The following is a 25,929-nucleotide window of genomic DNA, read 5'->3' as shown; positions in this document are numbered from 1 at the left end:
GCAAGACTGTTGGAGAATCCAACAGTCTTGCTTGCTAAAAGTGAGGTGTAAACAATGCGAAAGAAACTTATTATGGTGATATTAAGTGTAGTCATACTTGTGTCTGTGGGAATCCTGACGTTTGGAAATAAGACCGTAAGTAAGCAATCCGTTACAACAGGCAATAAAATTGCTGTGATTTATGTAGAGGGAGCGATTACCGGCGGACGTGGTACAAGCAGTATATTATCAGAGAATGGCGGAACGGATAATTTGATTAAACAGCTGCACGAGGCTAGTGATGATCCTTCTGTTCAGGGCATTGTACTTAGGATTAATAGTCCGGGCGGAAGTTCAACTGCAACCGAAGAAGTCGGTGAAGAAATTAAAAAAATTCGTGCGCAGGGGAAACCAATTGTCACTTCCATGGGAGATGTAGCCGCATCGGGTGGATACTGGCTGGCTGCTTGCACCGATAAAATTTATGCAAATCCGACCACCTTAACAGGCAGTATTGGTGTTTATATGCCATATTCTAATTGGGAAGAATTATATAAAAAAATTGGAATACGTCAGGAAAAAATTAAAAGCGGAGTTCACAAGGATATTCTATCGAGTGATCGTCCAATGACCGAGGAAGAACGTGTGATTTTACAGACCATGGTTGATGAAATTTACCAGGGATTTGTTGAAGTTGTTGCAGAAGGTCGGCATATGGAGCTTGAAACGGTGAAAAGACTTGCGGATGGTCGCGTTTATACTGGAAAACAGGCAAAAGAGCTTGGCTTAGTTGATGAACTTGGAAATTTATATGATGCCATTGATGGTTTGTCAGAAATGGCTGGCATACAAGGTAAACCGAAAATTAAGGAATATGGTAAAAACAATCCTCTTTCTATGTTAATGACGACAAGTGATAAAGCAGAAATTTTAAAGGCTTTATTAGAAACTATTCCGGCAGAAAATGATGTGAAATCTGTAGTGCCTATGGCAATACCCGCAAAATGGTAGGTGAAGAACATGAGTTATGTATTGGAACTTCTTTATGATATGTTAGTAAAGCCTAAAGCAGCTTTCAAAGTGATTGTTTGGGAAGGAAAAGTATCAAAGGCGTGTCAAATTGTCTTGTTTAGTACAGTATTTTCTAGCTTGGCAGCTTCGGCAGGGATTTTTGAGGGAACTTTTAAGGGCATAATTTTGGTTGCACAAATCGTTTGCAGTGTGTTGACTTGGGGGATTTGTGCTGCTGTTTGGCATTTGCTTGCAGAATTACTCGGTGGACACGGTTCAGTAAAAAGGTTGCTTACGGCAATCGGATTTACTTATTTTCTACAGCTGCTTATTATACCGATTTATTTAATTGCAAGCTTTTTGCCCACCTTTGGATTTTTGATTATTTTATTGGCGACACTTATCATTACAGTTTGGTCTGTTGTACTGGGAATATTGGCGATTCGGGAAGTTTATCAATTTTCTGGAGGTAGAGCTGCCTTTGTATATTTTTTACCAGTTTTGATGATGGGCGCTCTTGTTTTGATTCTGTTTTTTTCAGCAAGTGCATTTTTCATGTCTGCTGCAAGTGATATTCTTACAAATCCACCACAATTTTAATTGATCCTCTATTGAGAATTATCAACGCGAAAGGCAGACTAAAAAGCCTTTCGCTTATTTTTTATTTTGGAAATTCAAATCGTGTCTTTATTTATCTTATAAAATAAGAATTTATTTGTTACGAAAAAGTATCGTTTACGCGTAACATTGAAGGGGAGGAATAAAATAATTTACAATAAACCCTCTTTTTTAGGCAGGATTTTAATTTTACTAGTCGAAATGTAAAGAATAGGTAATTATATATACTGATGAATAGGGTGAGGTGGATAAAGAAAGGTGAGTAAATCAAAAGTGTTGGTCGTAGATGATCAGCCAGGAATTCGTCGTCTGTTGTTGGAAGTTTTTACGGATGAAGGTTATGATGTGAATATTGCTACAAATGGAAATGATGCGTTAGAAAAAGCAAAAGAAGTGCAGCCGGATGTGATTTTAATGGATATGAAAATGCCGGGGATGGATGGTATCGATGCGCTAAAGGAATTAAAAGCGTTGAATCTGGCTGAGCGTGTAATTATGATGACTGCATATGGAGAATTAGAACTTGTAACAAAAGCAAAGGAGTTGGGGGCATTTGCTTATGTTACAAAGCCTTTTGATATCATCAAACTTTGTGAAATGGTATCGGGGTATATTGCTGGAAATAAAGGCGAAATCAAGATTAGTTAAGAGTGGGCTGCTGGCAAAATAATTTGCGGCAGCTTCTTTTATTATAAAATACACAGGCAGGATTTTTAGTGTCATTGGCGAATTCCTCAATCAATAGGCAATAAGAACTAACTTTATAGTGAAAGGAGTGAGGTACGTGATAATTCATGCTGGTTGGTCTATCGCTTTGTATTGTCAACGTTGTGGGAAAATTCAAATACATGATCTGTCTTATTTTGCGGAAAAAGAGAATGTGAAAACGCTGCGATGTAGTTGCAATCATCCACAGGCGACACTTATGCGTACTGCTTCTAACTATATTAAGCTGCAAATGCTTTGTTCTTCTTGCAATCATTTGCATGAAACAAAATATAAAATGAAAAATCTTTTTAAAGTGAAGTTAGAAAAGATTTATTGTTCAAAAGATTTTTTTGAACTTGGTTATATCGGAAGGCGAGAGGCTATAGAGTCTATTTTAATGCGAACAAAACGAGAGTTTGAACGCATAATCAGCGATGAAGAACGAATTGAAAAGCAACAGCTTTTACTTGAGATTATAAATAGAATACATGATATTGCAGAACAAGGCGGCATTATTTGCCCTTGCGGCAGTGAGGCAATTGACGCTGACTTGTCGAAGGATTCCTTGGTTTTAGAGTGTTTACACTGCGGAAGCTATTGTACGATCTCAGCCAAAGATGAAGAAGATTTAGAAAAACTGCAAGAAACCGAATGTATTGAACTGACCCAAGGAAGAGTTTTGGTAAAAAATATTGACTTAGATTAAATAAAATTTTAAGCATAGATCATACAAAGATATATTTGTATTGTCTATGCTTTTTTTTGCTGTTTTTTCGTAATGTATATTTTTTGTCTTTATCGTGAACGCTATTTTTGAATCAAGTTATTTTCTAGTGAGGCGAAATAAATGGATATGAATAAAGGTAAACAAATGCGTATGCTGGGCATCGTTCTTGGCTTTGGTATGCTTATGGGGCTAGTATGGTGGGCTGTTTTAGAATACAGTGATTTTGAACCAGTGCGTGAACCTGCTTTAGAGGTTAGTGAATATAAAGAAATTGTTTCGAAGGCGCCAAGAGTAAAAATGCGGATGCACATTGTCAAGGATGGGGAAACATTATCGGATATTGCTTCTCTATATCAAGTAGATGTGGATACTTTACGCGGTGCGAATGAAAATTTGACCGATATCATCCAACCTGGTGATAAATTATTGGTTTTACCTCAGAAAGGTGTATTGTACACTGTAGCTGAAGGAGATTCTTTATGGCGCATTGCTAAATTATTTCAGGTTGAAGTAAAAAATATTCTAGAACAAAATGAAAAAACGGAAGAGTTCTTAAAAGTCGGAGAAAAATTATTTATTCCCGGTGCTAAACCAAGAGTCGTGGAAGCCGCTGCCGTGCCAGCTTCAAGACAGGTGACAAGTGGCTTTATCAGGCCTGCAACGGGGGTTGTAAGTTCACCTTTTGGCGCTAGATGGGGGCGAATGCATGAAGGGATTGATATTGCGGATGATTTAGGAACTCCGATTCGGGCAGCATTGGCTGGAAAAGTTACTTATGCAGGCTGGCTTGGCGCCTATGGGTATGCAATCATGCTGGAACATAGGGAAGGATATTCAACGTTGTATGGTCATTTACAAAGTATGCATGTGGTAAAAGATGAGTTTGTCAACCGTGGACAGGTCATTGGTGAGATGGGCAATACGGGGAATTCCACTGGACCGCATGTTCATTTTGAAGTACGGCATCGCGGGGAATTGATCAATCCGGAAAATGTATTGTAATCGCATAGTTTTTCTCCAAATGGAAATACTAAGTAAAAGTTGATTTTCAATTTGGGGGATTTTTATGAAAATATATTATCATTGTGAACTATGCGGTGCAGCAATTGGTATGTTAGATATGGAATATGTTGATGAAGTAAAATTAGGATTTGATTGCTTGACGAGTGAAGAACGTCAAGATATAATTGAAGTTGATCATTTTGCAAATACGATGCATGTAAAGTCATTATGTGATGATTGCGTGAAACGTTTGGGGTTGGATAGAGAAAAAATTAGATTACATTAGGAATATCATAATATTTATTTTCATAGATATAGTAGGGCTTTAGCTTTAGCTAAAGCCCCTTTTCGCATGGGTGAGGTGTAAAAATGGAAAAACTTTTTGAGTTATTGACGACAGATCCAGCAATTACGCGAGTGGTGGACTGTTTTGGCATGGAAAAAGAGCAAAGTTTGGTGTATGGTTTATCAGGATCTCAAAAGGCGGCAGTTCTTGCAGCCAGCTACAATCAGCACCCGCGTACGACGGTTATTATTACGAGTAATCATGCCTCTTTAGAGGTTTTAAAATCGGATTTAGAAATGTTATTACCAGCGGTTTCAATACTGGAATTGCCCGCGCTAGACCTGATTACATTTTCTGCGGCGGCAAAAAGTATTGAGCTTGCGGCCAAGCGTATGGATGTTTTAGGTCGGTTAATACGCAAGGAGAAAATGATTGTACTGGCAACGGCAGCGGCTTCGATTCAAAAGGGGTTGTCAAAGCTGGAATTTGAGCGTTCAAGTTTGAACATTACAATGGGGATGGAAATTGAACGGGATGAAATTTTAGAAAAATTAGTACAACTTGGCTATGAGCGGGTAGAACAAGTCGATAGTTTGGGTAAATTTAGTGCCCGCGGTGGCATTCTTGATATTTTCCCGATTAATAGTCAGGCACCGATCCGCGTAGAGTTTTTTGATAATGAAATTGACTCTTTACGTGAGTTTGATATAAATTCGCAGCGGTCGATTGAAAATATTACCAATGTAGACGTCCTTCCATTATTTCAAATGGACAGCGATGGCAAACCGGCAATGTTTTTATCTTATCTGGAACAAACAGCAACCATTATTTTTGACGAACCCACGAGAATTCGTGAACAAATGACAATGCTTGTGAAAGAAAATCCAGAGTTGAAAAAACGTATGTTTAACTGGAATGATATTACGAGTATTGCAAAGAATAAAAATGTCTTATATATATCGCTATTATTACAAAAATATCCTTATACTGAACCAAATGAAATTATTAGTGTAACTGCAAAGGCTGCCGCTCCGTTTCATAAACAGATGGAGATTTTAAGTAGTGAAATTAAAAGCTGGAAAGAACATAAGATGCATGTTGTCTTGTTCATGACAAATGAGCAAAAGGCGATGTCGATGTTGGAAATTTTAAAAGAGCATCAGATTGCAGCCGAATTTCAGCCAGAACTTAAAGCGCTGGTTGAGGGGTTAGTACTGGTTACTGTCGGCACACTTGTCAATGGGTTTGAGCTGCCGCAAGCACATATCGCTGTTATTACGGAAAAAGACGTATTTGGCAGACAGAAGAAAAAAGCATTGCCACGCGTAGCAAAAGCAGAGAAAATTACATATTTTAGAGATATCAATATCGGAGACTATGTTGTACATGTAAATCATGGGATCGGTAAATACGTCGGCGTAGAAACCTTAGATGTTGCTGGAATTCATCGTGATTATTTACATATTCGCTATGGCGGCGATGATAAGTTATTTGTACCTACGGATCAGGTGCATTTATTGCAGAAATATATTGGCTCGGAGGGCGACGTACCTCGCCTGCATAAAATGGGCGGTAACGAATGGAATAAAGCGAAATCTAAGGCAAAAGCAGCTGTTGCTGACATCGCTAAAGAATTAATTAAACTTTATGCGCAGCGGCAAATTGAAACTGGATACGCGTTTGAATCGGATACACCATGGCAAAAAGAATTTGAGGAAGCTTTTCCGTATGAAGAAACTGCGGATCAAATCGCTGCGATTGCTGAAATAAAAGCGGATATGGAAAAGCCGCGACCAATGGATCGGCTATTATGTGGTGATGTTGGCTTTGGAAAAACGGAGGTAGCGATACGTGCGGCTTTTAAGGCTGTGATGAGCGGAAGGCAAGTTGCGGTATTGGTTCCGACTACTGTGCTTGCACAGCAGCATTATCAGACGTTTAAAAGCCGATTTGCAGGATTTGGGCCGGTCGTGGATGTGATTTGCCGCTTTAGAACAGCAAAACAGCAAAAACACACCTTAGAAAAAGTAAAAACCGGACAAGTGGACGTTTTAATCGGTACGCATAGTATCTTAAACGCCAATAATGTACAGTTCAAAGATTTAGGCTTATTAATTGTAGATGAAGAACAACGGTTTGGTGTTGCACAAAAAGAAAAAATTAAAAAGCTAAGTAAGGGAATTGATGTGCTTACGTTAAGTGCGACCCCGATTCCACGTACGTTGCATATGTCGCTCGTGGGTGCAAGAGACATGAGCATTATTGAAACACCACCGGAGGAGCGATTCCCGGTACAAACTTATGTAGTTGAAAATAATGATGAGATTATGCGTGATGCGATTAAAAGGGAATTGAAACGCAGCGGACAGGTTTATTTTGTTTATAATCGGGTAGAAACAATTGATAAAATGAGTTCGCATTTGGCAAAGATGCTTCCCGATGCCAAAATACAGACAGGTCATGGTCAGATGCCGGAAGAATTGCTTGAGCAGGTCATGTTGGATTTCTACGAAGGCAAAGATGATATCTTGGTGGCAACAAGTATTATTGAGAATGGATTGGATGTAGCAAATGCAAATACCATTATTGTGTATGATGCGGATCGGTTTGGCTTGTCACAATTGTATCAAATGCGTGGACGTGTTGGTCGTTCTAATCATATGGCATTTGCATATTTTGTTTATCAGGCGGATAAAGTATTAACAGAGGTTGCGGAAAAACGATTACAGGCAATTAAAGAATTTGCTGAATTGGGTGCTGGATTTAAAATTGCTATGCGTGATTTAGAAATTCGCGGAGCAGGAAATTTGCTTGGCGCGCAGCAGCATGGGCATATTGCCACGGTGGGGTTCGAAATGTATTGCAGGCTGCTTGAAGAAGCTGTACAGGGATTGAAGAGTGGTGAGGAAAAGCCGATTGTAATAGAACCTGTTCTGGAATTGAACGTAGAAGCGTATTTGCCTGGCGACTATATTGAAGATGCCATGCATAAGATAGAAGTATACCAACGGATTGCCGCAGTTAGAAATCAAGATCACTTACAAGATCTTTTAGATGAATTGATTGATCGTTTTGGAGAACCGCCAGAAGCTGTAACCAATTTATTAGCGGTTGCTGAAATTAAAAATACAGCACGGACTTTAGGTTTGCAGTCTATTATTCAGCGGCCTGCCAAGATTGAATTTACTTTTAGTGAGCATCCAAATATTGAAGTAGAAGGCATTTTGAAACTGAAAGATTTATTTGGTGGTTTTGTAAAAATTATTGCAGGACCGCCAGAGGTAATTAGTTTGAAATTGTCTCCGAACTATATGAAAAAAGTATTAGAGTTTGTAAAAAAAGTATTAAAAACTTTAGCTCTGCAAGATAGGAAAAATTAGTTTTATCCCCTACGGTTGATGAATAAATTTCAATAAGTAGATATATACTATTATTGGAATCAGATGTCAGAAACTGTAGAAAAGGGGGGATAAGTTTGAAAGCAACAGGTATAGTTAGAAGAATTGATGATTTAGGAAGGGTTGTTATTCCAAAGGAAATTCGCCGGACGCTGAGAATAAGAGAAGGCGATCCGTTAGAAATTTATGTTGATCGTGAAGGAGAGGTCATATTAAAAAAATATTCTCCGGTAAGTGAATTGGGTGATTTTGCTAAAGAGTATTGTGATTCTTTATATGAAGCAATTGGAAATATCATATTAATTGCTGATCGTGATGCTATGGTAGCTGTTGCCGGTGCCGCTAAAAAGGAATTTTTGAATAAACCATTAGGTAAAATCGTAGAAAAGATTATGGAAGAGCGTAAAGCGGTACTTATTAATAATCCAAGTGAATACAAAAACGATCATGCTTGTCCGATTGAAATTGAAGAAGATGAAGAAGAGTCTTACAAGTTCACTGCAGAAGTGATTGCACCAATTATTGTGGAGGGGGATGCAATTGGAGCTGTTATTATTTGCTCCAGGCAGGCCAATGTCCAGATGGGAAATATGGAATTGAAACTTGCAGAAACAGCAGCAAGTTTTTTAGCAAAACAGATGTCACAATAAGGTTGCAGTGTGAAAAGAAATTGAAGGGGTTGTTGCAAAAATGTTTGTAACAACCCCATTGTTATTTGGAAGGAGGATCTTATGCACAAAAATGACTTTTTAAAAGGAGCATTTATTTTAACTATTGCTGGTATTATTGTAAAAGTCATTGGTTCTGTCAATCGTATTATTTTATCGAGGCTTCTTGGTGGAGAGGGTATTGGCCTTTATCAAATGGCATATCCGATGTATCAATTGGCATTGAGTGTTTCATCTGCAGGCATTCCAGTTGCAATTTCAATTTTAGTCGCAGAAAAGTTAGCCTTAAAAGACGTATATGGTGCAAAGCGAATTTTTCAAGTTTCATTGAAGGTTATGGTGATGACGGGGCTTATATTTAGTTTATTACTATATTTTGGCGCCGGATGGCTAATTGAAGCGCATATTGTACGTGACCAACGTGCCTATTATTCTATTGTTGCACTTGCACCGGCGATTTTTTTTGTTACGGTTTTATCCAGTTATCGCGGATTTTTTCAAGGGATGCAAAGTATGACGCCAACGGCTGTATCGCAAATTTTTGAACAACTATTTCGTGTGATTACGATGATTGTGCTGGCAGTTGTTTTATTGCCGTATGGGCTTTCTTACGCGGCAGCCGGTGCCAGCTTCGGTGCAGCACCAGGGGCGGTTGCTGGAGTCATTGTATTGCTTTATTATTATTGGCGTTACAAGAAGGAAAATAAAACCAAAGTCGTAATAAGAAATACCGATCATAAGCAAGAGAGCAGCTATCGTATTATTAAAAATATTATCAAATTGGCACTGCCGGTTTCGCTTGCGAATATTATGCTGCCGCTGACGGCAAATATTGATTTGTTAATCGTACCTGTTCGTTTAGAAACTGCTGGATATACGGTAGAAGAGGCCACTGAATTGTTCGGCTATTTAACTGGAATGGCGGTATCGCTGGTCAATCTGCCGACGATTTTAACCGCGTCGCTTGCAGCCAGTTTGGTTCCGGCGATTTCAGAGGCTTATACATTAAAAGATCAGCACGCAATTCGGCAACGGACGAAGACGGCATTTCGTATTGCAAATTTATTAGGAATTCCTAGTTTTATGGGACTGTTTTTATTAGCTTTTCCAATTTCAGAACTTTTATATGCAACACCCAATGCAGGGACTTGTATTGCGATATTGTCCTTTGGTATAATTTTACTTGGTATAGGGCAAGTTACAACCGGTATTTTACAAGGCTTGGGACATACGACGATACCGCTCGTAAATATGGTGATTTCGGCACTTGCTAAATTGGGATTGAGCTATTGGCTGACTGCCGATCCAGTTTTAGGGATAAAAGGTGCGGCATGGGCAACGAACGCTGATTTTGGGATAGCGGCGGTTTTAAACTTAATTTTTGTTTACCGTTATGTCGGGGTCGGAATTGACATAAAAGATACGTGTAAAGTGATCGTGTCAACTGCGGTTATGGGGTTGATTGTACTTATCAGTTACGATTTTGCTATGATACATATAATGAATAATACGTTCGCTACTTTGCTTGCGATTTTTGCTGGTGGAATGACATATCTGGTTTCCTTGATTTTGACGAGAAGCATAACAAGTCAAGATATGGTAAGTATTCCTGTGGTAGGTAAAAAAATCAGTGCTTTATATGATAAACTGAAATAGAGAAAGATTGAGGAGCAGAAAGAATGGGAGAAATTATAATTGTTGGACTGGGGCCGGGTTCGCTCGGCTTTATTACTTTAGAGACATGGGACAAACTAACGAGTGCTAAAACACTGTTGCTGAGAACAGCAAAACATCCAACGGTAGAAGAATTGCGAAAGCATAAAATAGAGTTTTCTTCTTATGATGAGATCTACGATACAAAAGCAACTTTTGAGGATGTATACCAGACAATTACGCAAGATGTAATTCGCAGAGCAAAGCAGGGGGAACAAGTCGTCTATGCAGTGCCTGGCAGTCCGCTGGTGGCTGAAAAAACAGTGCTTTTAATTCGTGATATGGCAAAAGAGGAAAATATAAAATTTCGTATTTTACCGGGAATGAGCTTTATCGAAGTATTATATGTGCAGTTGGGGATTGACCCCATTGACGGACTCACAGTCATTGATAGTGAGGATGCTGAAGGTTTGCCGGAGGGGTTGCCTACAGCGATTGTTGTAACACAAGTATATAATCAGCAAGTGGCATCAAATTTAAAACTCAGCTTGATGGAACGGTATCCGGATGATTTTGACATCACCTTACTACAGAATTTAGGATTAGAGAATGAAGAAATTATAACAATTCCGCTATATGAATTAGATCGGCAGCCGCATATAGACCATTTGACAAGTGTTTATGTCCCGGCCCTTCAGGAGCGCGAACAATCGTTTTCACTTTCACCAATTGTTGATGTAATGGCAAAGCTGCGTTCGCCAGAAGGCTGTGTCTGGGATATTGAACAGACACATAAATCTTTACGTCGTTATATCATTGAGGAAGTTTATGAAGTGATAGAAGCAATTGATCTTGAAGATGCAGCGCTTCTTTGTGAAGAGTTGGGGGATCTATTATTACAGATCGTATTTCATGCGCGTATGGCAGAAGAAACTGGCGCGTTTACGATGCAAGATGTAGTCGATCGTGTAACGGAAAAAATGATCCACCGCCACCCGCATGTATTTGGTGACATTTCTGTGCGGGATGCCGGGGAAGTTGTTTTAAACTGGGAGGCAATTAAAAAAGAGGAAAAGAAAGATGTGCGTAAATCAATTTTAGATGGTGTTCCTAAAGATTTGCCAAGTTTGATGAAAGCTTATAAATTACAACATAAAGCTGCAAAAGTTGGTTTTGATTGGGATAATATTGCACCGGTTTGGGATAAAATAAGAGAAGAGGTTGCCGAATTAAAACAAGCGATACAAGAAAATGATAAGGTGAATATGGAAGCTGAATTTGGCGATGTACTATTTTCCATTGTCAATTTATCGCGATTTCTAAATATTGATCCGGAAGTTGCCTTAAATAGGACGAATCATAAATTCATTCGTCGATTTTCTTATATAGAAAATAATGTAAAAAAGAAAGGGGAAAAATGGGACGATTTAACTATTGCGGAGTTGAATCGGTATTGGAATGAGTCAAAAGTATTAAATTTATAGGAATATCGCGAAATTTTGGCAATTTTTTTCCCAAATAAAGAGGAATAAACCAAGTAATAGCGAATTAAGCTATTCGTAATCATTTCATAGAGGAGGCTAATTTTGTGAATAAAACTGAATTAGTAGCTAGCGTAGCAGAAAAAGCTGGCTTAACGAAAAAAGATGCTGAAAAAGCGGTAAATGCATTATTTGCGAGTGTGGAAGAAGCATTAGTTGCAAATGATAAAGTGCAAGTCATTGGTTTTGGTACTTTTGAAGTAAAAGAACGTGAAGCTAGAAAAGGCCGTAACCCACAGACTGGCGCAGAAATTACGATTCCTGCATCTAAAAATCCTGTATTTAAAGCAGGCAAAGGTCTTAAAGACGCTGTTAATATGTAATAGAAATGAAACCAGGTTGATAAAGAACCTGGTTTTGTTTTTTATAAGGGATTCGAAGGAAAAATTGCGTTTTAATGTGTAGGACTATTTTCAGTGTGTTATTTTGTAAAAGTAGTAGCTCTTGTATTTTTATATCGCTAGCAGGGTATGTATTTATTTTGTTGAAAAAGAATGATATGATAAAGTTGTTTAGTGAAGATGCAGGAGTGATTTCATGATTCAATGTCAAAAATGTGGGAAAAGTATGCATGAAGAACAAGGGCTTGTCAATACGAATATAGAAAACAATGAGAAAATGATTCTCTGTGAAGCGTGCTTTAAAGCCTGTGTGGGTGTTGATTATAAAACATTTCAAATGAGAAAAGCGAATGCAAAACAAGGGTGTTTTGCAACACTGGTGTGTTTGCTGGTATCTGTTTATGCTTGGATGGAATATGGAATTCTCTATGGGATTGTTGGAATCATGATAACTGGTCTAATTTATTATTTTTCTGCAAAAATTAATTAGTTATGGAGGAAAGTATGCAACAGAAAATTTTGGTTGTGGATGATGAAGCTTCGATACGTGAACTCATAACATTTAATCTTGAAAAGGCTGGTTATCAGGTGATTGGTGCACAAGACGGTTTAGAAGCAATAGACTTGGCCTATGACAAAGTAGCGTTAGTCGTGCTCGACTTGATGCTGCCTAAGATTGATGGAATTGAAGTTTGCCGGCGTTTAAAGGCGCAGCCGCAAACTGCAGGGATTCCAATTATCATGTTGACGGCAAAAGATGAAGAGATAGATAAAGTTTTGGGACTTGAACTCGGGGCGGATGATTATCTTACCAAGCCGTTTAGTCCGAGAGAATTGGTGGCACGAATTAAGGCAGTACTGCGTAGAAGCGTAAAAGGAAGCTTACCTATGGGTCAGCTTAGCGTTGGAAATTTAAAGATGAATTTTGCCAGTTATGAAGTTTTCCTAGGGGATCAGCTGCTAGAATTAACGCCTAAAGAATATGAACTTTTAAAATTATTTTTAACTAATATGGGGAAGGCGTATTCAAGAGAGCAATTGTTAGATCAAATATGGGGTTATGAGTATTATGGCGATACGAGAACTGTTGATGTGCATATCAGGCACTTGCGTGCCAAATTAGGTAGTGAGCCGAAATTAAGTGAAGCAATTGAAACCGTTCGTGGTGTAGGATATCGTTTTACGAATATTAAATAAGAGGTCTATGAGGTTAATTTCATGAAAAGCGAAACAAAAAAAGTTGCGGTTATTACAGGCGGTACCTCTGGTATAGGGCTGGCTGCAGCGCGAATTTTTTTAGAACATGGATATCGCGTGGCTTTGATTGGAAGTACGGCAGATAAAGGTGACAGAGCCTTAACGTACTTGAAGGCACATGATAGCTTAGCGATTTTTATACAAGACGATATACGCAGTGTCGATGCGTGTAAGCGGGTAATTGGGCGGACAATTGAGCACTTTGGACAAATCGATGTATTGGTAAATTCTGCGGGGATTTATTATGAAAAATCCATTGAAGACATGACAGAAGAAGATTACATGCAAATTATGGATATTAATATAAAAGGGACATATTTTATGTGTCAACAAGCTGTGGCCTATTTGCGGAAAAGCGCTGCGGGTGCAATTGTGAATGTATCTTCAGATGCTGGGATCAATGGAAATTTTCTTTGTTCGGCTTATTGCGCTTCAAAAGGTGCTGTTACTGTGTTTAGCAAGGCATTGGCATTGGAATTAGCACCGTATCATATTCGCGTGAATTGTGTCTGTCCGGGCGATATTGATACACCGCTGACAAGAGCACAGCTTAAAAATCAGAAAGATGCAGCAGCACAGCTGCAAGAGATGGCCAGTGTTTATCCGATTGGCAGAATCGGCAGAGCAGAGGAAGCTGCAGAGGTCATTTATTTTCTCGCATCCAATAAAGCGAGTTTTGTTGTTGGCGCAGCTTGGAGCGTCGATGGCGGTGTGACCGCATATTAATATAGTTATAAGAGGGTGTCGCAGTTTAATGCGGCACTTTTTTTGTTGTATGAGGTCAATTTTATTGGTTTATACTAGGGGCGTGTCTGAAAACGATCAAAACGGTCACTGACGACGCTTTTTGCGCCATTGACCATTTCACTAGCTTTTAGACACACCCTAGGTTGAGATTATGTTTAATTTTTGAATTTTAACACAATCTTAACAATTTTATAACAAATATATCTTAGGATTCATGATATAGTTCCTGTATGCAAACAGAAAATCATGACGGAGGAGTTCTATCTATGGACTATAAAATTCAAGCGAATAAAGTAAATTTATTCTATGGGCAAATGCAAGCGCTAAAGCAAATATCTTTAAATGTAGAACCAAATACAGTTGTAGCTTTAATTGGCCCGTCCGGCTGCGGTAAATCTACTTTTTTAAAGACGCTGAATCGAATGAATGATTTGGTAGAGAACGTGCGCATTGAAGGCGACGTTTTGCTTGACAATATAAATATTTATAAACCTGATACGGATGTTGTTATGCTTCGTAAACGCATGGGAATGGTATTTCAGAGGCCAAATCCATTTCCAATGTCTATTTATGATAATGTCGCTTATGGACCTCGTATTCATGGAAGCACGAATAAAAAGAAACTGGATGAATTGGTGGAAGGCAGTTTGCGTGGCGCTGCTTTATGGGATGAAGTGAAAGATCGGTTGAATGCTTCTGCAATGGGAATGTCCGGTGGACAGCAGCAGCGTTTATGTATTGCAAGATTGTTAGCAGTGGAGCCGGAAGTTCTGTTGATGGATGAGCCGTGTTCAGCACTTGATCCAATTTCTACGATGAAAATAGAAGAACTTGTTACTGAGTTAAAAACTAAATATACAATTGTTATGGTGACACATAATATGCAGCAGGCAGCACGTGTGTCAGATTATACTGCATTCTTTTTAAATGGCAGCTTAATTGAGCACGATCAAACCGATGTAATTTTTACTCGGCCGTCTGATAAAAAGACAGAGGATTATATTACGGGACGATTTGGCTGAGATGACATAAAATAAGGGGGAATCTATTCTATGGTGGGGGTTACAAGACAAGCGTATATTGAGGAACTGGAAGCATTGAGAAAAGAGATCAGTAAAATGGGGATGGCTGTCGATCAAGGTTTGAGAGACTCTATAAATGCTTTGGTCAATCGCGATATACAGCTAGCAAAACAAGTCATGTTAAATGATGATTTAGTTGATGAAATGAATGTGAAAATAGAAGATAGCTGTATGCTGCTGATTGCCAGACAACAGCCAATTGCCAGAGATTTAAGAATTATTGCAACCGGGCTTAAAATTTCAACCGATTTGGAACGCATTGGAGATCATGCACATGATATAGCAAAAACTGCAACAGAGTTTGATGAACAAGCGTTTATAAAGAAACTGGTAGATATTCCTCAAATGGCAGAATATGCGGGCAAGATGTTACAAGATGCAATTCTCGCCTACAATACATTTGATGTTGCTTTGGCAGAACAAGTGTGTTTAGATGATGACCGAGTGGATATGTTATATGCAAAAACTTTTAGAGAATTATCCAAATTCGTTGTGGATGATCCGATTAAGGTAAAACAAGCAACGCAGTTAATTTTTATTGCTCGTTATTTAGAGCGTGTTGCCGATCATGCAACAAATATCGCCGAATGGGTAATTTATCTTGTGACGGCAGAACGGATTCGTAAAAATAGATAAAATCAAATGAAATGGTGAATGAGAAAAAGCGGTATAACTAGTAAAAGTACTAGTTATACCGCTTTTTATGATGAATGTATAGGCGTTTATGATTCAGTTTTTATTTTTAACGGAATATGAAAAGTGAAAGTCGTTCCTTGGTTTAATTGGCTTTCTACGGTAATTTTGCCGCCGAATATTTCTACGATGAAGCGTGCGAGTGATAAGCCAATCCCTGAACCGCCTTCTTCGCGTGAACGTGCTTTATCGGCTCGATAGAAACGTTCAAAGACAAAAGGTAAATCTGTTGGTGCGATGCCAATCCCGCTATCTTGCACGCGAATCCAAAGCATGTGATCTTTCTGCCAACAATTGAGTGAAATTTTTCCTTGATTTGGGGTATATTTTATGGCATTTTCAACTAAATTAATGATAAGCTGCATCATCCAGTCAAAATTTGATTCAAAGGCTGGAACATCATCGGCGATGTGGATAGAAAAATCTTGGTTTTTTTGTGTAATTTGCGGTAATAGTTTTTGTCTGACGGATTGAAAGATCGAATCAATATGGATGGTTTCTAATTGGATTTGTTTTCGATAATCATTTGTATCAAGTTTTGCTAGTTTTAATAAATCTTTGATTAATCGATGCATTCGCTCTGATTCTGTGTGGATAATTTGAATGAACTTTCGACTTAGTACAGGCTCTTCCAGTGCTCCATCTAGCAGTGTTTCAGCAAAACCTTTAATTGATGTCAGAGGGGTCGCCAGTTCATGAGATGCATTTGTGACAAATTCCACTTGTCGGTCATACACTTCTTGCATCACTGAGATATCATGAAAAACGCTAAGTACACTTGTCGTTTTATCTTCTGCATCAGCGAGCGGAGCGAAAAAAACTTGAAAAGTTTTTTGGGTATTTTGTATCTTAATTTTCATATGGATCAACTTACTTTGTCCTGATGCTAAAACTTCCGTCGCCGTGGAAGTAATCAGACTGTTGCCAATCACACTAATGCTATGCTTTCCTAACATTTTAGGAGAGATGTCAAAAAGTTCTTTGGCTGTTTTATTTGCTGTAGTGATATTTCCATAACCATCAAGCAGGATGACCGCATTGTCCATGTTTTCTAAAATTAAAGATAACTTTTTGGCTTCAGCATCAATTTCCATGATTTTATCTTCAAGACGAGAAGTCAAATGATTGATTGTATGCGCAAGGACTTCAATTTCATCGTTGGTCTGTAAATGAATACGCTCACTAATATGTCCATCGGCGATTCTTTCGGCAATGGCAGTAATTTGTTTAATTGGTTTTGTATTTTTATGGGCAAGCCATATCCCAACGATAATCGTGACAAAAATGGTCACCAGCAGTGCCGATAGAATGACCGCTTTAATCATATGGTAGCTAGATTCAATAGGCGTTAAGGTCATTGCAGTGCGAACGATTCCGGTGAGTTGATTGTTTTGATAAAAAGGGACTGCAACATACAACATATTTTGTTCAAGGGTAGTACTATAACGGATTGCTGTGGCATAATCGCTTTTGAAAGCTGCTTGTACTTCTTGACGTCCCAAATGATTATCGAGATCAGAAGCATTTTCCCAGGAGTCGGCAAGCACGTTTCCTTCTAAGTCTAGTATGGTAATTCTAAGATTTACTCGATCGCTGATTCTTCTGATCTCATTTTCTAAATATTCCTTTTTACTTGTATCATAAAGATTTTGCTCTAAGGTAATTTCGATTATTTTTGCATTGTTAATTAAATCGATGGTTTTTGCTTCTAAATTTTGCGTATAAAAGAAATGCAATAAATAAGCACCTAGCGAGGATAAGGATAAAACGGTTATAATAAGAGTAGAAAAAATAATGCGATTACGGATACCGAAAGGCAACATAAAAAACCTCCTTTATCGTTACGTTTATTAGTAAATTCGGATAGAAAGGATAAAAAACAAATCGATTTTCCAATTATAGCTTAACAAAAGGGCTACTTTATATTATAGTATATAAGAGATTAGTTGGAGGAACTAAATATGTATTCAAATAAAAAAAATTTTCTTATTGTTACTGCTTCTATTGGTGCAGGACATAATAGAGCGGCAGAAGCAATCGGCAATGAGATAAAAATTAAATATCCGCAGGCAGAGATACATATTGTTGATTTTATGTCTACAAAGACAGCTTATCTCAATGGAATTCTCAAAGAAGCTTATTTAAAAATGCTCAGTTTAGTACCCGATATGTACGAATTTTTATATAGTTTTACGCGTGGGAAATTGCAGGGCGTATCAGTGCAAAGTTTATTGGCTTTGGCCATGAAAAATGATATGGCTTCACTTGTACGGCGGTATAATGCAGATGTTGTGATTTGTACACATCCATTTCCTTGTGCTGCTGCAGCGTATTTAAAGAAGACAAAGCAAATTGATGCTGTCCTCAGTGGTGTCATTACCGATTTTTCGATTCACCAGCTGTGGGTTTATAAAGAAGTAGATCTATATTTCGTTGGGAATTCGGCGCTCCGCAGCGAATTGACGCAAAAAGGAATAGACGCATGGCGCATCTATGATACGGGGATTCCGATTGATACTTATTTTAACCAAAATTATAATAAAATAGAATTAATAGAAAAAATGCAGTTAGATGAAATCAGTCCGATCATTTTGGTTATGGGCGGAGGGCTTGGACTTGGTGGTGTGAATCTTGCCTTGCAAAGTTTAGAGACAATTGATGTTAAGGTGCAAATTATTGTTGTCGCTGGTGAAAATCAAAATTTGTGGCTGGACTTGAAAGCGCAGGCCGGCAAATCAAAGCATATGATTCAAGTATGGGGTTTTTCTAATAATGTACAAGAACTGATGGCAGTTTCAACAATTCTTATCAGTAAACCCGGTGCACTTACCATTAGCGAAGCTTTAGCGATGGAATTGCCGATGATTTTAAACGAACCTATTCCTGGGCAGGAAAAAGAAAATGCGGCTTATGTAGAAAGTATTGGAGCAGCGATCTGGGTAAAGGATAGTACTAAGTTAGCTGATGTAGTTGCAGGCATTTTGACAAATCCAGAAAAATTAATAGAAATGCGTCACAACGCAAGACAATTTAAAAAACCAAATGCAGCCAATGATATTGTTGAAAAAATTACGAATTATATTGACAAGCAAGAAGATATTGTAGCTGGTATGTAAGAAAAATCACCTTATGGATTGTGGAATAAGGTGATTTTATTTTTCGCTATAGGTACTTGTGGAATGACTTTGGATAGTATATTTAAAGTATTTTATTTACAAAAATCGTTAAAATTATCAATTTAATCATAATAAAACGTAATTGTAGTCGCTTTTAGTAAAATTCGACAGTAATTTTTAAATAGAGGTATACAATGAAATAGGACTATGGTATCATGATAACATAACAGGAAAGTTGTGGTGATGTAAATGGAACCTATAAAAATTACAAAGGACGGTAATGGTATCTCTAAATGCCCGAAATGTGCAAATACGCTAAGATATATAGAAGCACAGCCTGTCACTGTAGTTGATGGAAAGTTAAATCTTGTGGATAGTGAAGCACATTATAAATGTGATCATTGCCATTTAGCATATCGTCGTTTAGTACATACGGACTATTTTCAAGGTTACGAAGAATAAAAATAAAACTGCCAATTATTTTAAACGCATTAAAATAATTGGCAATTTTATTTTTATTTGGTTGAAGAGAATAGTTGTATATGCGATAATAAAGTCAAAAAGCTGGTGGAAATGATGAAACAAATTCTTGTGCGAGTTTTTCTAATGATCGGTATGCTCGGCAATATGTCAATCGCCTTTATGCAGCCAAACCTTGATGTAGATCTGTCCGTCGAAGTGAATCATAAAGGAAAACAAGAAAAATTACCAGAAGAATTTATTTTAACGAAACAAGATTACAATCGTGTTTTACAGGTGCAAAAAAATGACATGATACAGATTCGCTTGGCAGAGAATCCAAGTACAGGCTACACGTGGAAATTTAGACAGTTAAATACGGAGTGCTTTGAAGTATTGAATGTAGAAAGTTTCATTCCAGATCGATTGATTCCGATGGTTGGACAATCTGGCTTAAAAGTGATTACACTAAAAGCGAGGAAGATAGGTACCTCAGTAATTGAAGTCGTGAATTATCGGGATTGGGAAGGTGAAAACAAAGCAATTGATCAATTTTTGGTGACAGTAACGATTGTCGATCAGGCTGAAGAAAATGTTAAAAGTGAAACCTAGTGCATGTCTATGTAAGACAAATTGAATGAAAAATTGAGCCAGTTATGTAGACAAACGATTGTTATTGAAAGCATACATACAGAGAAAAAGTTTTGAATTAGACGGTTATAGAGTTGTCAAAATAAATATAAGGATTGGTTAAATGCAAAATTTAGGAATTATTGGTTACCCAATCGGACATTCCCTGTCTCCCCATATGCATAATGCTGTAATTGATGCATTAAATTTAGATTATACGTATATCGCAATGCCTGTTAAACCAGAAGATATAGAAGAAGCTGTTCTTGGGTTAAGGGCGCTTCAATTCAGGGGATTTAATGTTACCATTCCACATAAAATTTCTATCATGAAATTTTTAGATCAAATAGATGCAAGTGCTGAGGCGATTGGTGCTGTGAATACAGTGGTTAATCAAGAGGGCGCTTTGATTGGGTATAATACGGATTATATAGGATTTATTGCGCCACTGAAAAAAATGCAGATCGTTATAGCAGATCAGAATGCGATTATTCTTGGTGCCGGAGGTGCAGCAAGAGCTGTATTATGGGGACTCATTCGCGAGAAAGTGCGACATATAACTGTCGTTGGACGAAATATGGAAAAGTTAAACGCATTACGTGAGCAGTATAAACGTTATTTTACAATTGAAGTGCTCGATTGGAATGATCCGACCTATGAGCAGCGGCTGCAAACTGCAGCACTGATTGTGAATACGACTCCACTTGGTATGCATCCAAACGTAGACGCTTGTCCGCCAATTAATTGGTCTTGTGTAAATAAAAAAGCCGTGGCTTATGATTTGATTTATACGCCTAGTATAACGCAATTTTTGGCTAAAGCTAAGGCAAATGGCAATGCCATATTGAATGGAGAAAGTATGTTAGTCGAGCAAGGCGCCGTAGCTTTTAAGATATGGACGGCAAAGGAACCTGTTACATCGGTTATGTATGAGATATTAAGGAAAAATAAATAAAGAAAAACGGTTGTTTGTGCAAAGATAAGTACAAACAACCGTTTTTTAGTTTTGACAAGCTGTAATTTTTAAAAATGCTTGCGGTTTTATTTTATCGATTCCATAAAGGCAAGGTATTCTTCTTTTGTCATCCTTGGTTGATAATTTTCTAGAACTTGCTCTGCTTCCAGCGCATTATCATAAAGCAAATCAATGATTGTTGCTGCCATACATTCAGCGGAAATCAGATAAGCCATCTCAGGATCAGATACTTTGAAATCACGGGTATGTACAGTTCCCGTTACGCCTCCCATCCATGGATGGATGATCGGCATAATATGTGATACATCGCCCATATCTGTACTGCCAGAATTGTGACCAAGGTGAATGGTTGCGTTTTCTCCTAAGATATCGATCGCATTTGTTTCAAATAAATCCGTCATTTTATCATCATTTACAAGTGGTAAGAAACCAGGCATATCATGAATTTCGACTTCAGCACCGATTGCCATTGCACCGCCTTTTAATGCACGGTTGACTTTTTTGTTGGCATCCAGCATGGCATCTACGGTTTTTGCCCTAACGTAACTTTCCATGCGAATTTCGGATGGTACGACATTTACAAGATCGCCGCCTTTGGTGATGATTGGATGAAAGCGTACATAATCTTCATCTTTAAAGGTTTCTCTTTGGGCATGTACAGCGGTAAGGGCAATCAATGCGGCGTTTAAGGCATTGATACCTTCATGAGGTGCGCCCGCAGCATGTGCTTCCTTCCCGATGAATTTAACGAGTTTACCCACAAAACCATTACTTGTGCCGCCAACGTCAATGAGGCGTTTGTTTTCTCCGCTCATCGATACGTGCATCATCATTGCCATATCAATATCATCAAAAGCGCCCAGCCGAATCAATTCTGCTTTGCCGCCAAAATATTTTAATTTCCCTTGCTGGCGTAGTCGGTTGCGATATTCTAGCTCCACGTATTCTTCAGCCGGGACAGCAAATGCAACAACATCTCCATCAAGTTCGTCAATGACACCAGATTCTTTTAAACCAATCGCGCAAGCAAGCATTGCGGCGATTTGTGCATTATGCCCACAAGCATGTGCGGCACCGGTTGTTAAATCTGCTAATGGATGATCATGACAGACAATCGCATCGAGTTCACCCAGAATTGCGACTGTTCGTTTGGAGGCTTTGCCTTTTAATCTGCCTTTAACCCCGGTAATTGCATGGCTTGCAGAATAGTCTATATGATGTCGGTTGAAAAAATCTGAAACTTTTTGCGCGGTTTTAAATTCTTTAAAACCTAATTCCGGTTCTTTGGCGATGGAATCAGCCAGATGAAAGATTTCATCTTTATGTGCATAAATTGCATCACGCACTTTTTTCTTTAATAAGTTTTTCAATTGAACACACTCCTAAATGAATCGCTTGTTTCTTTATGAAATAGGCTTTGAATTTAATTTCATTATAGCAGGTAAAAAGATTTTGTGGGAACTTTTCTTTACATATTTACACAAAAAGTTGAAATTATTCATTGTTAATGTAAAAAAGAGTGGTTTTACCTAAAATTATTCTTTGACAGCATGAAAACAATAGGATATACTTTAATACAGCATTACTAATACAAATGTTTTTTGGTAAAAGATTTAGTTTACTTTATCAAGAAAAAGAGTGGTATATGTGTAATGAATAGGTCAGACAATGAAGTCTTCGTAATGGTAATAATGCGAGGGCTTTTTGTATTTTAGGAAAAGGAGAAAGTTTAAATGAGCTTGTTAAAAAATTGGAAAATTCATGTAATTGCTCTTGTCTTGGTAATCATTTCAGAAATGATTGGAATGAAGAAAATTCCTGTTGGTCCTGGTGTGTTATTATTTTTACCGATGTTATATGCGATGATTCTCGGTGGTTTTATCAGCTGGCCGAAGATGAAGGTCATACATGAGGGCGAGATGAAACACGCAACAGCAGTCCTTGGTTTATTAACTTTATTATTAGTCACCAAATTAGGGGTCATCATTGGTCCATCATTAGCAAAACTTGCCGAAGCCGGCTGGGCATTATCTATTCAAGAATTAGGTCATTTCTTTGGTACAGTTGTGCTAGGTTTACCGCTTGCGATTGCATTGGGATTAGGACGTGAATCTGTAGGTGCGACTTTTTCAATTGATAGAGAACCTAACATTGCAATCATTGCCGAAAAATATGGTCTTGATTCCGGTGAAGGTCGCGGGGTCATGGCAGTTTATATCTGTGGTACAGTATTTGGCGCAATTTGGGTAGGCTTAATTGCAGGATTTCTGGCTGCACTCCAAATTTTCCATCCATATGCATTAGCGATGGGATCTGGTGTTGGTTCTGGTAGTATGATGGCAGCTGCAACTGGAGCAATTGTCGCTGTATTCCCCGATCATAAAGATGATATTTTGATGTATGCAGGCGCAAGTAATTTGTTAACTACGATGGTTGGAATTTATTTTTGTTTATTTGTTTCATTGCCTGTTACAAATTATCTATATAAAGTGCTTACACCAATCCTTGCACCGAAAAGAGTTAGAGATGGAGGTGTAGACAAATGAATTGGACTGAGAAAATAGCGATATTTATTGTCGCTGGAATGTTAGCTGTTGTAGCAGCTGTGGTTGGTTTTAAAATTGCTGTTATGGATGCGTTGATTGGCAGTGCAATTTTAGTCGCAATTACCTTGATTGGGATTCTAGTTGCACAGATTATGCCTGGGAATTTACCAATGGTTTTTTGGGTATCAATTGTTGCGATTCTATCCACTACCTCACTTTCTCCGTGGGCAGAGACCGTTACAAAATATACGGCAAAGATCGATTTTCTAGCAATTTGTACGCTGGTATTATCTTATGCCGGATTAACTGTTGGTAAAGATTTAGTGATGTTTAAAAAAATGTCTTGGCGAATCATCGTAGTTGCCTTGGCTGTTTATACAGGTACATTTGTTTGTGCTACATTAGTTGCACAAGTTATGCTTCATTTGGAAGGCCTTATTTAAATTCTTGAAATCTTATTGATTTCAAAGTAAGAAGATTCTCTCTAAAAAGAGTACACGAATTTAAGCGATATAAAATCGCCTGAATTCTGTGTACTCTTTTTTTATTACGCTTTTATTGAAATATTTATGTAACCTTCAAATGTTTGCGTTTCTCTAGGATCAGATTTAAGTGCTAAATTATAAAATATTAAAAATAAAAGGAAAACATTAGTAATACATAGTACTTTTGTCTTGTTTTTGATAAAAGGCATAGAATTTTACAAATTCATGTAATATAATACATTCCGTTAATAATTTGGCTTTATTTACAAAGCTAGGGAGATGGAAAGATGTATTTATATTATAGGCTTCTTACGTTATGTTTTGTTCTATTTCTTTCAACGCAAATCGTATATGCTGCACCAACCTCAATCAATGAAAAAAGACAGGAAAGTCTTATGCAGCAGCAAGAACAAAAAATCAATGCGCAAAAAGCCAGCGAAGAGAGCCAAAGAAGAAGTCGAGAGAATATGGTGCAGTTGAAAAAAGAGACAAAAGTCCTTGGAAAAATAGAGCTGCCGGAAGAAGACCCTAGCTTTTATATAAAAGAACTTCATCTGCGTGGGGGCTATGTAGAAAAGTTTACTTGGATAGAAGAATATTTAAGGCAATATGAAAATGAGAAGATCGGCATACAAGGAATTAACCTTTTGCTTAAAAATATCAATGAAGCCCTTGTAAATAAAGGATACATAACCACTCGAGTCTACGTAAAAGAACAAGACTTATCGAGTGGTCTTTTAATGGTTGATCTCTCGGCAGGGACGATTGGTCAAATAAAATTTGCAGAGCAAAAGACATGGGGAACCTTTAAAAATGCTTTTTCGGTGCATTCTGGTGATCTTTTAAACATTCGTGACCTTGAACAAGGATTAGAGCAAATGAAGCGTGTTCCTTCTCAGGATGTGGACATTAAAATTCAGCCGACAAAAATAACTGGACAAAGCGATATTATCCTCACTGTAAAGCGTACAAAATCTTGGAAGATCGTTACCTCAATTGATGACTCTGGTTCAGAAAACACGGGGAAATTGCAGGCTACTACGGCTCTTGAAATCGATAATTTATTTTCAATGAATGATATTTTTAATATAACCTATAACAAAGATGCCGCCAGTGATGGAGAAAGACGCGGGACAAGAGCCAATAGTTTTTATTATTCTATTCCTTTTGGCAAGCAAACGGTATCGTTTAGCAAATCAAACTACGATTATCATCAAACGGTAACAGCAGCCGTTGTGCCATTTCTATCTTCCGGTAAAACAGAGAACTTTCAATTTAGTCTCAGCCATCTATTAAGCCGGGATCAAACGAGAAAAACAAATTTTGAATTTAACGTGATAAAGAAAAAACGCCGCAGCTTTATTGATGATACTGAGATCACCGTACAAAGGCAGCAAACTACAGCAATGCAGATCGGGTTTACCCACAAACAATATTTTGGACAAACCGTCTTAGATGCAGCGCTGCGTTATCAAAAAGGGGTTGCTTGGTTTGGCGCGAAACCAGGGCCAACCGATGGAATTGCTGACCAGCCGACGACAAAATATAACATGTACCTAATGGATATCAATCTCGACACTCCGATGAAAATCGGCAGTGTAAATGGGCAGTATAATCTAACAATTCGTAGTCAGCAAACGAAAAATTACCTGTATGGATCAGAATTTTTCAGCATCGGCGGTCGGTATACTGTCAGAGGTTTTGACGGGGAGCAGACGCTTTCCGCAGAAAAAGGACTCATTATACGAAATGAAATCAGATTACCGATTAGTAAAACCAGTCAAATCTATACAGCCCTGGATTATGGCAAAGTTGCAGGACCCTCTACAGAATATTTACTTGGCAAAGAACTATGGGGTACAGCACTTGGAATTAGAGGGAAAATCAAAGACACACAATACGATGTATTTATTGGCTGGCCTGTAAAAAAACCGGATGGATTCAAAACGCCTGCAAGAACCTATGGGTTTCAAATTACCACGCAACTGTAAAAACGAGTGGTATTT

The 25,929-nt window shown here is 38.0% G+C and carries 25 protein-coding genes; 23 read left to right on the top strand and 2 right to left on the bottom strand.

The annotated features are described in order from the left end of the window. Positions 1-54 precede the first annotated feature (54 nt). The 16 genes from sppA to phoU all read left to right on the top strand — a co-directional run bounded on the left by sppA (position 55) and on the right by phoU (position 15,654). Positions 55-990, top strand: coding sequence for a signal peptide peptidase SppA (gene sppA, locus BN6559_RS04625; protein ID WP_110953648.1), 936 nt, complete (start codon positions 55-57; stop codon positions 988-990). A 9-nt stretch (positions 991-999) separates the two neighbouring features. Then, positions 1,000-1,590 carry a Yip1 family protein gene (locus BN6559_RS04620; protein WP_110953647.1) on the top strand — a complete coding sequence of 197 codons (591 nt, stop codon included), beginning with the start codon at positions 1,000-1,002 and terminating at the stop codon, positions 1,588-1,590. A gap of 276 nt (positions 1,591-1,866) precedes the next feature. After that, complete coding sequence (locus tag BN6559_RS04615; RefSeq protein ID WP_110953646.1) at positions 1,867-2,256, top strand: response regulator; 390 nt, start codon at positions 1,867-1,869, stop codon at positions 2,254-2,256. Between the two features lie 136 nt (positions 2,257-2,392). Beyond that, complete coding sequence (locus tag BN6559_RS04610; protein ID WP_110953645.1) at positions 2,393-3,022, top strand: hypothetical protein; 630 nt, start codon at positions 2,393-2,395, stop codon at positions 3,020-3,022. Between the two features lie 141 nt (positions 3,023-3,163). Beyond that, positions 3,164-4,045, top strand: coding sequence for a peptidoglycan DD-metalloendopeptidase family protein (locus tag BN6559_RS04605; RefSeq protein WP_110953644.1), 882 nt, complete (start codon positions 3,164-3,166; stop codon positions 4,043-4,045). A 64-nt stretch (positions 4,046-4,109) separates the two neighbouring features. Then, complete coding sequence (locus BN6559_RS04600) at positions 4,110-4,331, top strand: anti-sigma-F factor Fin (RefSeq protein WP_110953643.1); 222 nt, start codon at positions 4,110-4,112, stop codon at positions 4,329-4,331. Positions 4,332-4,414: 83 nt separating this feature from the next. Beyond that, complete coding sequence (gene mfd, locus BN6559_RS04595) at positions 4,415-7,711, top strand: transcription-repair coupling factor (protein WP_110953642.1); 3,297 nt, start codon at positions 4,415-4,417, stop codon at positions 7,709-7,711. A gap of 95 nt (positions 7,712-7,806) precedes the next feature. Further along, positions 7,807-8,379: a stage V sporulation protein T gene (gene spoVT, locus BN6559_RS04590; RefSeq protein WP_110953641.1), complete on the top strand. Its 573-nt coding sequence runs from the start codon at positions 7,807-7,809 to the stop codon at positions 8,377-8,379. Between the two features lie 81 nt (positions 8,380-8,460). After that, the gene (locus BN6559_RS04585) at positions 8,461-10,053 is read left to right on the top strand and encodes a putative polysaccharide biosynthesis protein (protein ID WP_110953640.1); all 1,593 of its coding nucleotides are present in this window, start codon (positions 8,461-8,463) and stop codon (positions 10,051-10,053) included. Between the two features lie 23 nt (positions 10,054-10,076). After that, the gene (gene yabN, locus BN6559_RS19495; RefSeq protein WP_110953639.1) at positions 10,077-11,534 is read left to right on the top strand and encodes a bifunctional methyltransferase/pyrophosphohydrolase YabN; all 1,458 of its coding nucleotides are present in this window, start codon (positions 10,077-10,079) and stop codon (positions 11,532-11,534) included. A gap of 104 nt (positions 11,535-11,638) precedes the next feature. Continuing rightward, positions 11,639-11,914, top strand: a complete 276-nt coding sequence (locus BN6559_RS04575) for an HU family DNA-binding protein (RefSeq protein ID WP_110953638.1) — start codon at positions 11,639-11,641, stop codon at positions 11,912-11,914. A 214-nt stretch (positions 11,915-12,128) separates the two neighbouring features. Then, positions 12,129-12,422, top strand: coding sequence for a hypothetical protein (locus BN6559_RS04570; RefSeq protein ID WP_110953637.1), 294 nt, complete (start codon positions 12,129-12,131; stop codon positions 12,420-12,422). A gap of 14 nt (positions 12,423-12,436) precedes the next feature. Further along, positions 12,437-13,129 (top strand): winged helix-turn-helix domain-containing protein, encoded by a 693-nt coding sequence (locus BN6559_RS04565; RefSeq protein WP_110953636.1) that lies wholly within the window; start codon positions 12,437-12,439, stop codon positions 13,127-13,129. A 21-nt stretch (positions 13,130-13,150) separates the two neighbouring features. Then, positions 13,151-13,915 carry an SDR family NAD(P)-dependent oxidoreductase gene (locus BN6559_RS04560; RefSeq protein WP_110953635.1) on the top strand — a complete coding sequence of 255 codons (765 nt, stop codon included), beginning with the start codon at positions 13,151-13,153 and terminating at the stop codon, positions 13,913-13,915. A 287-nt stretch (positions 13,916-14,202) separates the two neighbouring features. Then, entirely contained in the window at positions 14,203-14,958 is a 756-nt protein-coding gene (gene pstB, locus BN6559_RS04555) for a phosphate ABC transporter ATP-binding protein PstB (protein WP_234407808.1), read from the top strand. Positions 14,959-14,988: 30 nt separating this feature from the next. Continuing rightward, positions 14,989-15,654, top strand: a complete 666-nt coding sequence (phoU, locus tag BN6559_RS04550; protein ID WP_199883739.1) for a phosphate signaling complex protein PhoU — start codon at positions 14,989-14,991, stop codon at positions 15,652-15,654. An 86-nt stretch (positions 15,655-15,740) separates the two neighbouring features. On the opposite strand, the gene BN6559_RS04545 is transcribed toward phoU, so the two are convergent. Then, on the bottom strand, positions 15,741-17,534 hold the full coding sequence (locus tag BN6559_RS04545; protein WP_110953633.1) for a HAMP domain-containing sensor histidine kinase: 1,794 nt from the start codon (positions 17,532-17,534) through the stop codon (positions 15,741-15,743). A gap of 138 nt (positions 17,535-17,672) precedes the next feature. On the opposite strand from BN6559_RS04545, the gene BN6559_RS04540 reads away from it, so the two are divergent. The 4 genes from BN6559_RS04540 to BN6559_RS04525 all read left to right on the top strand — a co-directional run bounded on the left by BN6559_RS04540 (position 17,673) and on the right by BN6559_RS04525 (position 20,871). Further along, positions 17,673-18,827, top strand: coding sequence for an MGDG synthase family glycosyltransferase (locus BN6559_RS04540; RefSeq protein WP_110953632.1), 1,155 nt, complete (start codon positions 17,673-17,675; stop codon positions 18,825-18,827). 249 nt (positions 18,828-19,076) lie between these two features. Beyond that, entirely contained in the window at positions 19,077-19,289 is a 213-nt protein-coding gene (locus BN6559_RS04535) for a hypothetical protein (protein WP_110953631.1), read from the top strand. Positions 19,290-19,400: 111 nt separating this feature from the next. Beyond that, a complete protein-coding gene (locus BN6559_RS04530) occupies positions 19,401-19,898 on the top strand; it encodes a protease inhibitor I42 family protein (protein WP_110953630.1) in 498 nt (165 codons plus the stop codon). 142 nt (positions 19,899-20,040) lie between these two features. Beyond that, complete coding sequence (locus BN6559_RS04525) at positions 20,041-20,871, top strand: shikimate dehydrogenase (RefSeq protein WP_110953629.1); 831 nt, start codon at positions 20,041-20,043, stop codon at positions 20,869-20,871. Positions 20,872-20,957: 86 nt separating this feature from the next. Here BN6559_RS04525 and BN6559_RS04520 read toward each other — a convergent pair whose 3' ends face one another. Further along, positions 20,958-22,262 carry an amidohydrolase gene (locus BN6559_RS04520; protein ID WP_110953628.1) on the bottom strand — a complete coding sequence of 435 codons (1,305 nt, stop codon included), beginning with the start codon at positions 22,260-22,262 and terminating at the stop codon, positions 20,958-20,960. Positions 22,263-22,625: 363 nt separating this feature from the next. Here BN6559_RS04520 and BN6559_RS04515 point away from each other — a divergent pair, with 363 nt between their 5' ends. From BN6559_RS04515 to BN6559_RS04505, 3 genes are all read left to right on the top strand, one after another. Further along, positions 22,626-23,438, top strand: coding sequence for a DUF3100 domain-containing protein (locus BN6559_RS04515; protein ID WP_110953627.1), 813 nt, complete (start codon positions 22,626-22,628; stop codon positions 23,436-23,438). After that, entirely contained in the window at positions 23,435-23,881 is a 447-nt protein-coding gene (locus BN6559_RS04510; RefSeq protein WP_110953626.1) for a hypothetical protein, read from the top strand. Before BN6559_RS04515 ends, BN6559_RS04510 begins: the two co-directional genes overlap by 4 nt. A 329-nt stretch (positions 23,882-24,210) precedes the next feature. After that, entirely contained in the window at positions 24,211-25,914 is a 1,704-nt protein-coding gene (locus BN6559_RS04505; RefSeq protein WP_110953625.1) for a ShlB/FhaC/HecB family hemolysin secretion/activation protein, read from the top strand. Positions 25,915-25,929 lie beyond the last annotated feature (15 nt).

The sequence above is a fragment of the Massilibacillus massiliensis genome (assembly GCF_900086705.1).
Taxonomy (GTDB): Bacteria; Bacillota; Negativicutes; order FLKF01; family FLKF01; genus Massilibacillus; species Massilibacillus massiliensis.
This window is presented reverse-complemented; position numbering and strand designations above follow the sequence as displayed.

Coding starts and splice junctions, on each gene's coding strand:
- sppA (WP_110953648.1), top strand. CDS start 55: ATGCGAAAGAAACTTATTATGGTGATATTAAGTGTAGTCATACTTGTG.
- BN6559_RS04620 (WP_110953647.1), top strand. CDS start 1,000: ATGAGTTATGTATTGGAACTTCTTTATGATATGTTAGTAAAGCCTAAA.
- BN6559_RS04605 (WP_110953644.1), top strand. CDS start 3,164: ATGGATATGAATAAAGGTAAACAAATGCGTATGCTGGGCATCGTTCTT.
- BN6559_RS04600 (WP_110953643.1), top strand. CDS start 4,110: ATGAAAATATATTATCATTGTGAACTATGCGGTGCAGCAATTGGTATG.
- mfd (WP_110953642.1), top strand. CDS start 4,415: ATGGAAAAACTTTTTGAGTTATTGACGACAGATCCAGCAATTACGCGA.
- BN6559_RS04585 (WP_110953640.1), top strand. CDS start 8,461: ATGCACAAAAATGACTTTTTAAAAGGAGCATTTATTTTAACTATTGCT.
- yabN (WP_110953639.1), top strand. CDS start 10,077: ATGGGAGAAATTATAATTGTTGGACTGGGGCCGGGTTCGCTCGGCTTT.
- BN6559_RS04570 (WP_110953637.1), top strand. CDS start 12,129: ATGATTCAATGTCAAAAATGTGGGAAAAGTATGCATGAAGAACAAGGG.
- BN6559_RS04565 (WP_110953636.1), top strand. CDS start 12,437: ATGCAACAGAAAATTTTGGTTGTGGATGATGAAGCTTCGATACGTGAA.
- BN6559_RS04560 (WP_110953635.1), top strand. CDS start 13,151: ATGAAAAGCGAAACAAAAAAAGTTGCGGTTATTACAGGCGGTACCTCT.
- pstB (WP_234407808.1), top strand. CDS start 14,203: ATGGACTATAAAATTCAAGCGAATAAAGTAAATTTATTCTATGGGCAA.
- phoU (WP_199883739.1), top strand. CDS start 14,989: ATGGTGGGGGTTACAAGACAAGCGTATATTGAGGAACTGGAAGCATTG.
- BN6559_RS04545 (WP_110953633.1), bottom strand. CDS start 17,534: ATGTTGCCTTTCGGTATCCGTAATCGCATTATTTTTTCTACTCTTATT.
- BN6559_RS04540 (WP_110953632.1), top strand. CDS start 17,673: ATGTATTCAAATAAAAAAAATTTTCTTATTGTTACTGCTTCTATTGGT.
- BN6559_RS04535 (WP_110953631.1), top strand. CDS start 19,077: ATGGAACCTATAAAAATTACAAAGGACGGTAATGGTATCTCTAAATGC.
- BN6559_RS04530 (WP_110953630.1), top strand. CDS start 19,401: ATGATGAAACAAATTCTTGTGCGAGTTTTTCTAATGATCGGTATGCTC.
- BN6559_RS04525 (WP_110953629.1), top strand. CDS start 20,041: ATGCAAAATTTAGGAATTATTGGTTACCCAATCGGACATTCCCTGTCT.
- BN6559_RS04515 (WP_110953627.1), top strand. CDS start 22,626: ATGAGCTTGTTAAAAAATTGGAAAATTCATGTAATTGCTCTTGTCTTG.
- BN6559_RS04510 (WP_110953626.1), top strand. CDS start 23,435: ATGAATTGGACTGAGAAAATAGCGATATTTATTGTCGCTGGAATGTTA.
- BN6559_RS04505 (WP_110953625.1), top strand. CDS start 24,211: ATGTATTTATATTATAGGCTTCTTACGTTATGTTTTGTTCTATTTCTT.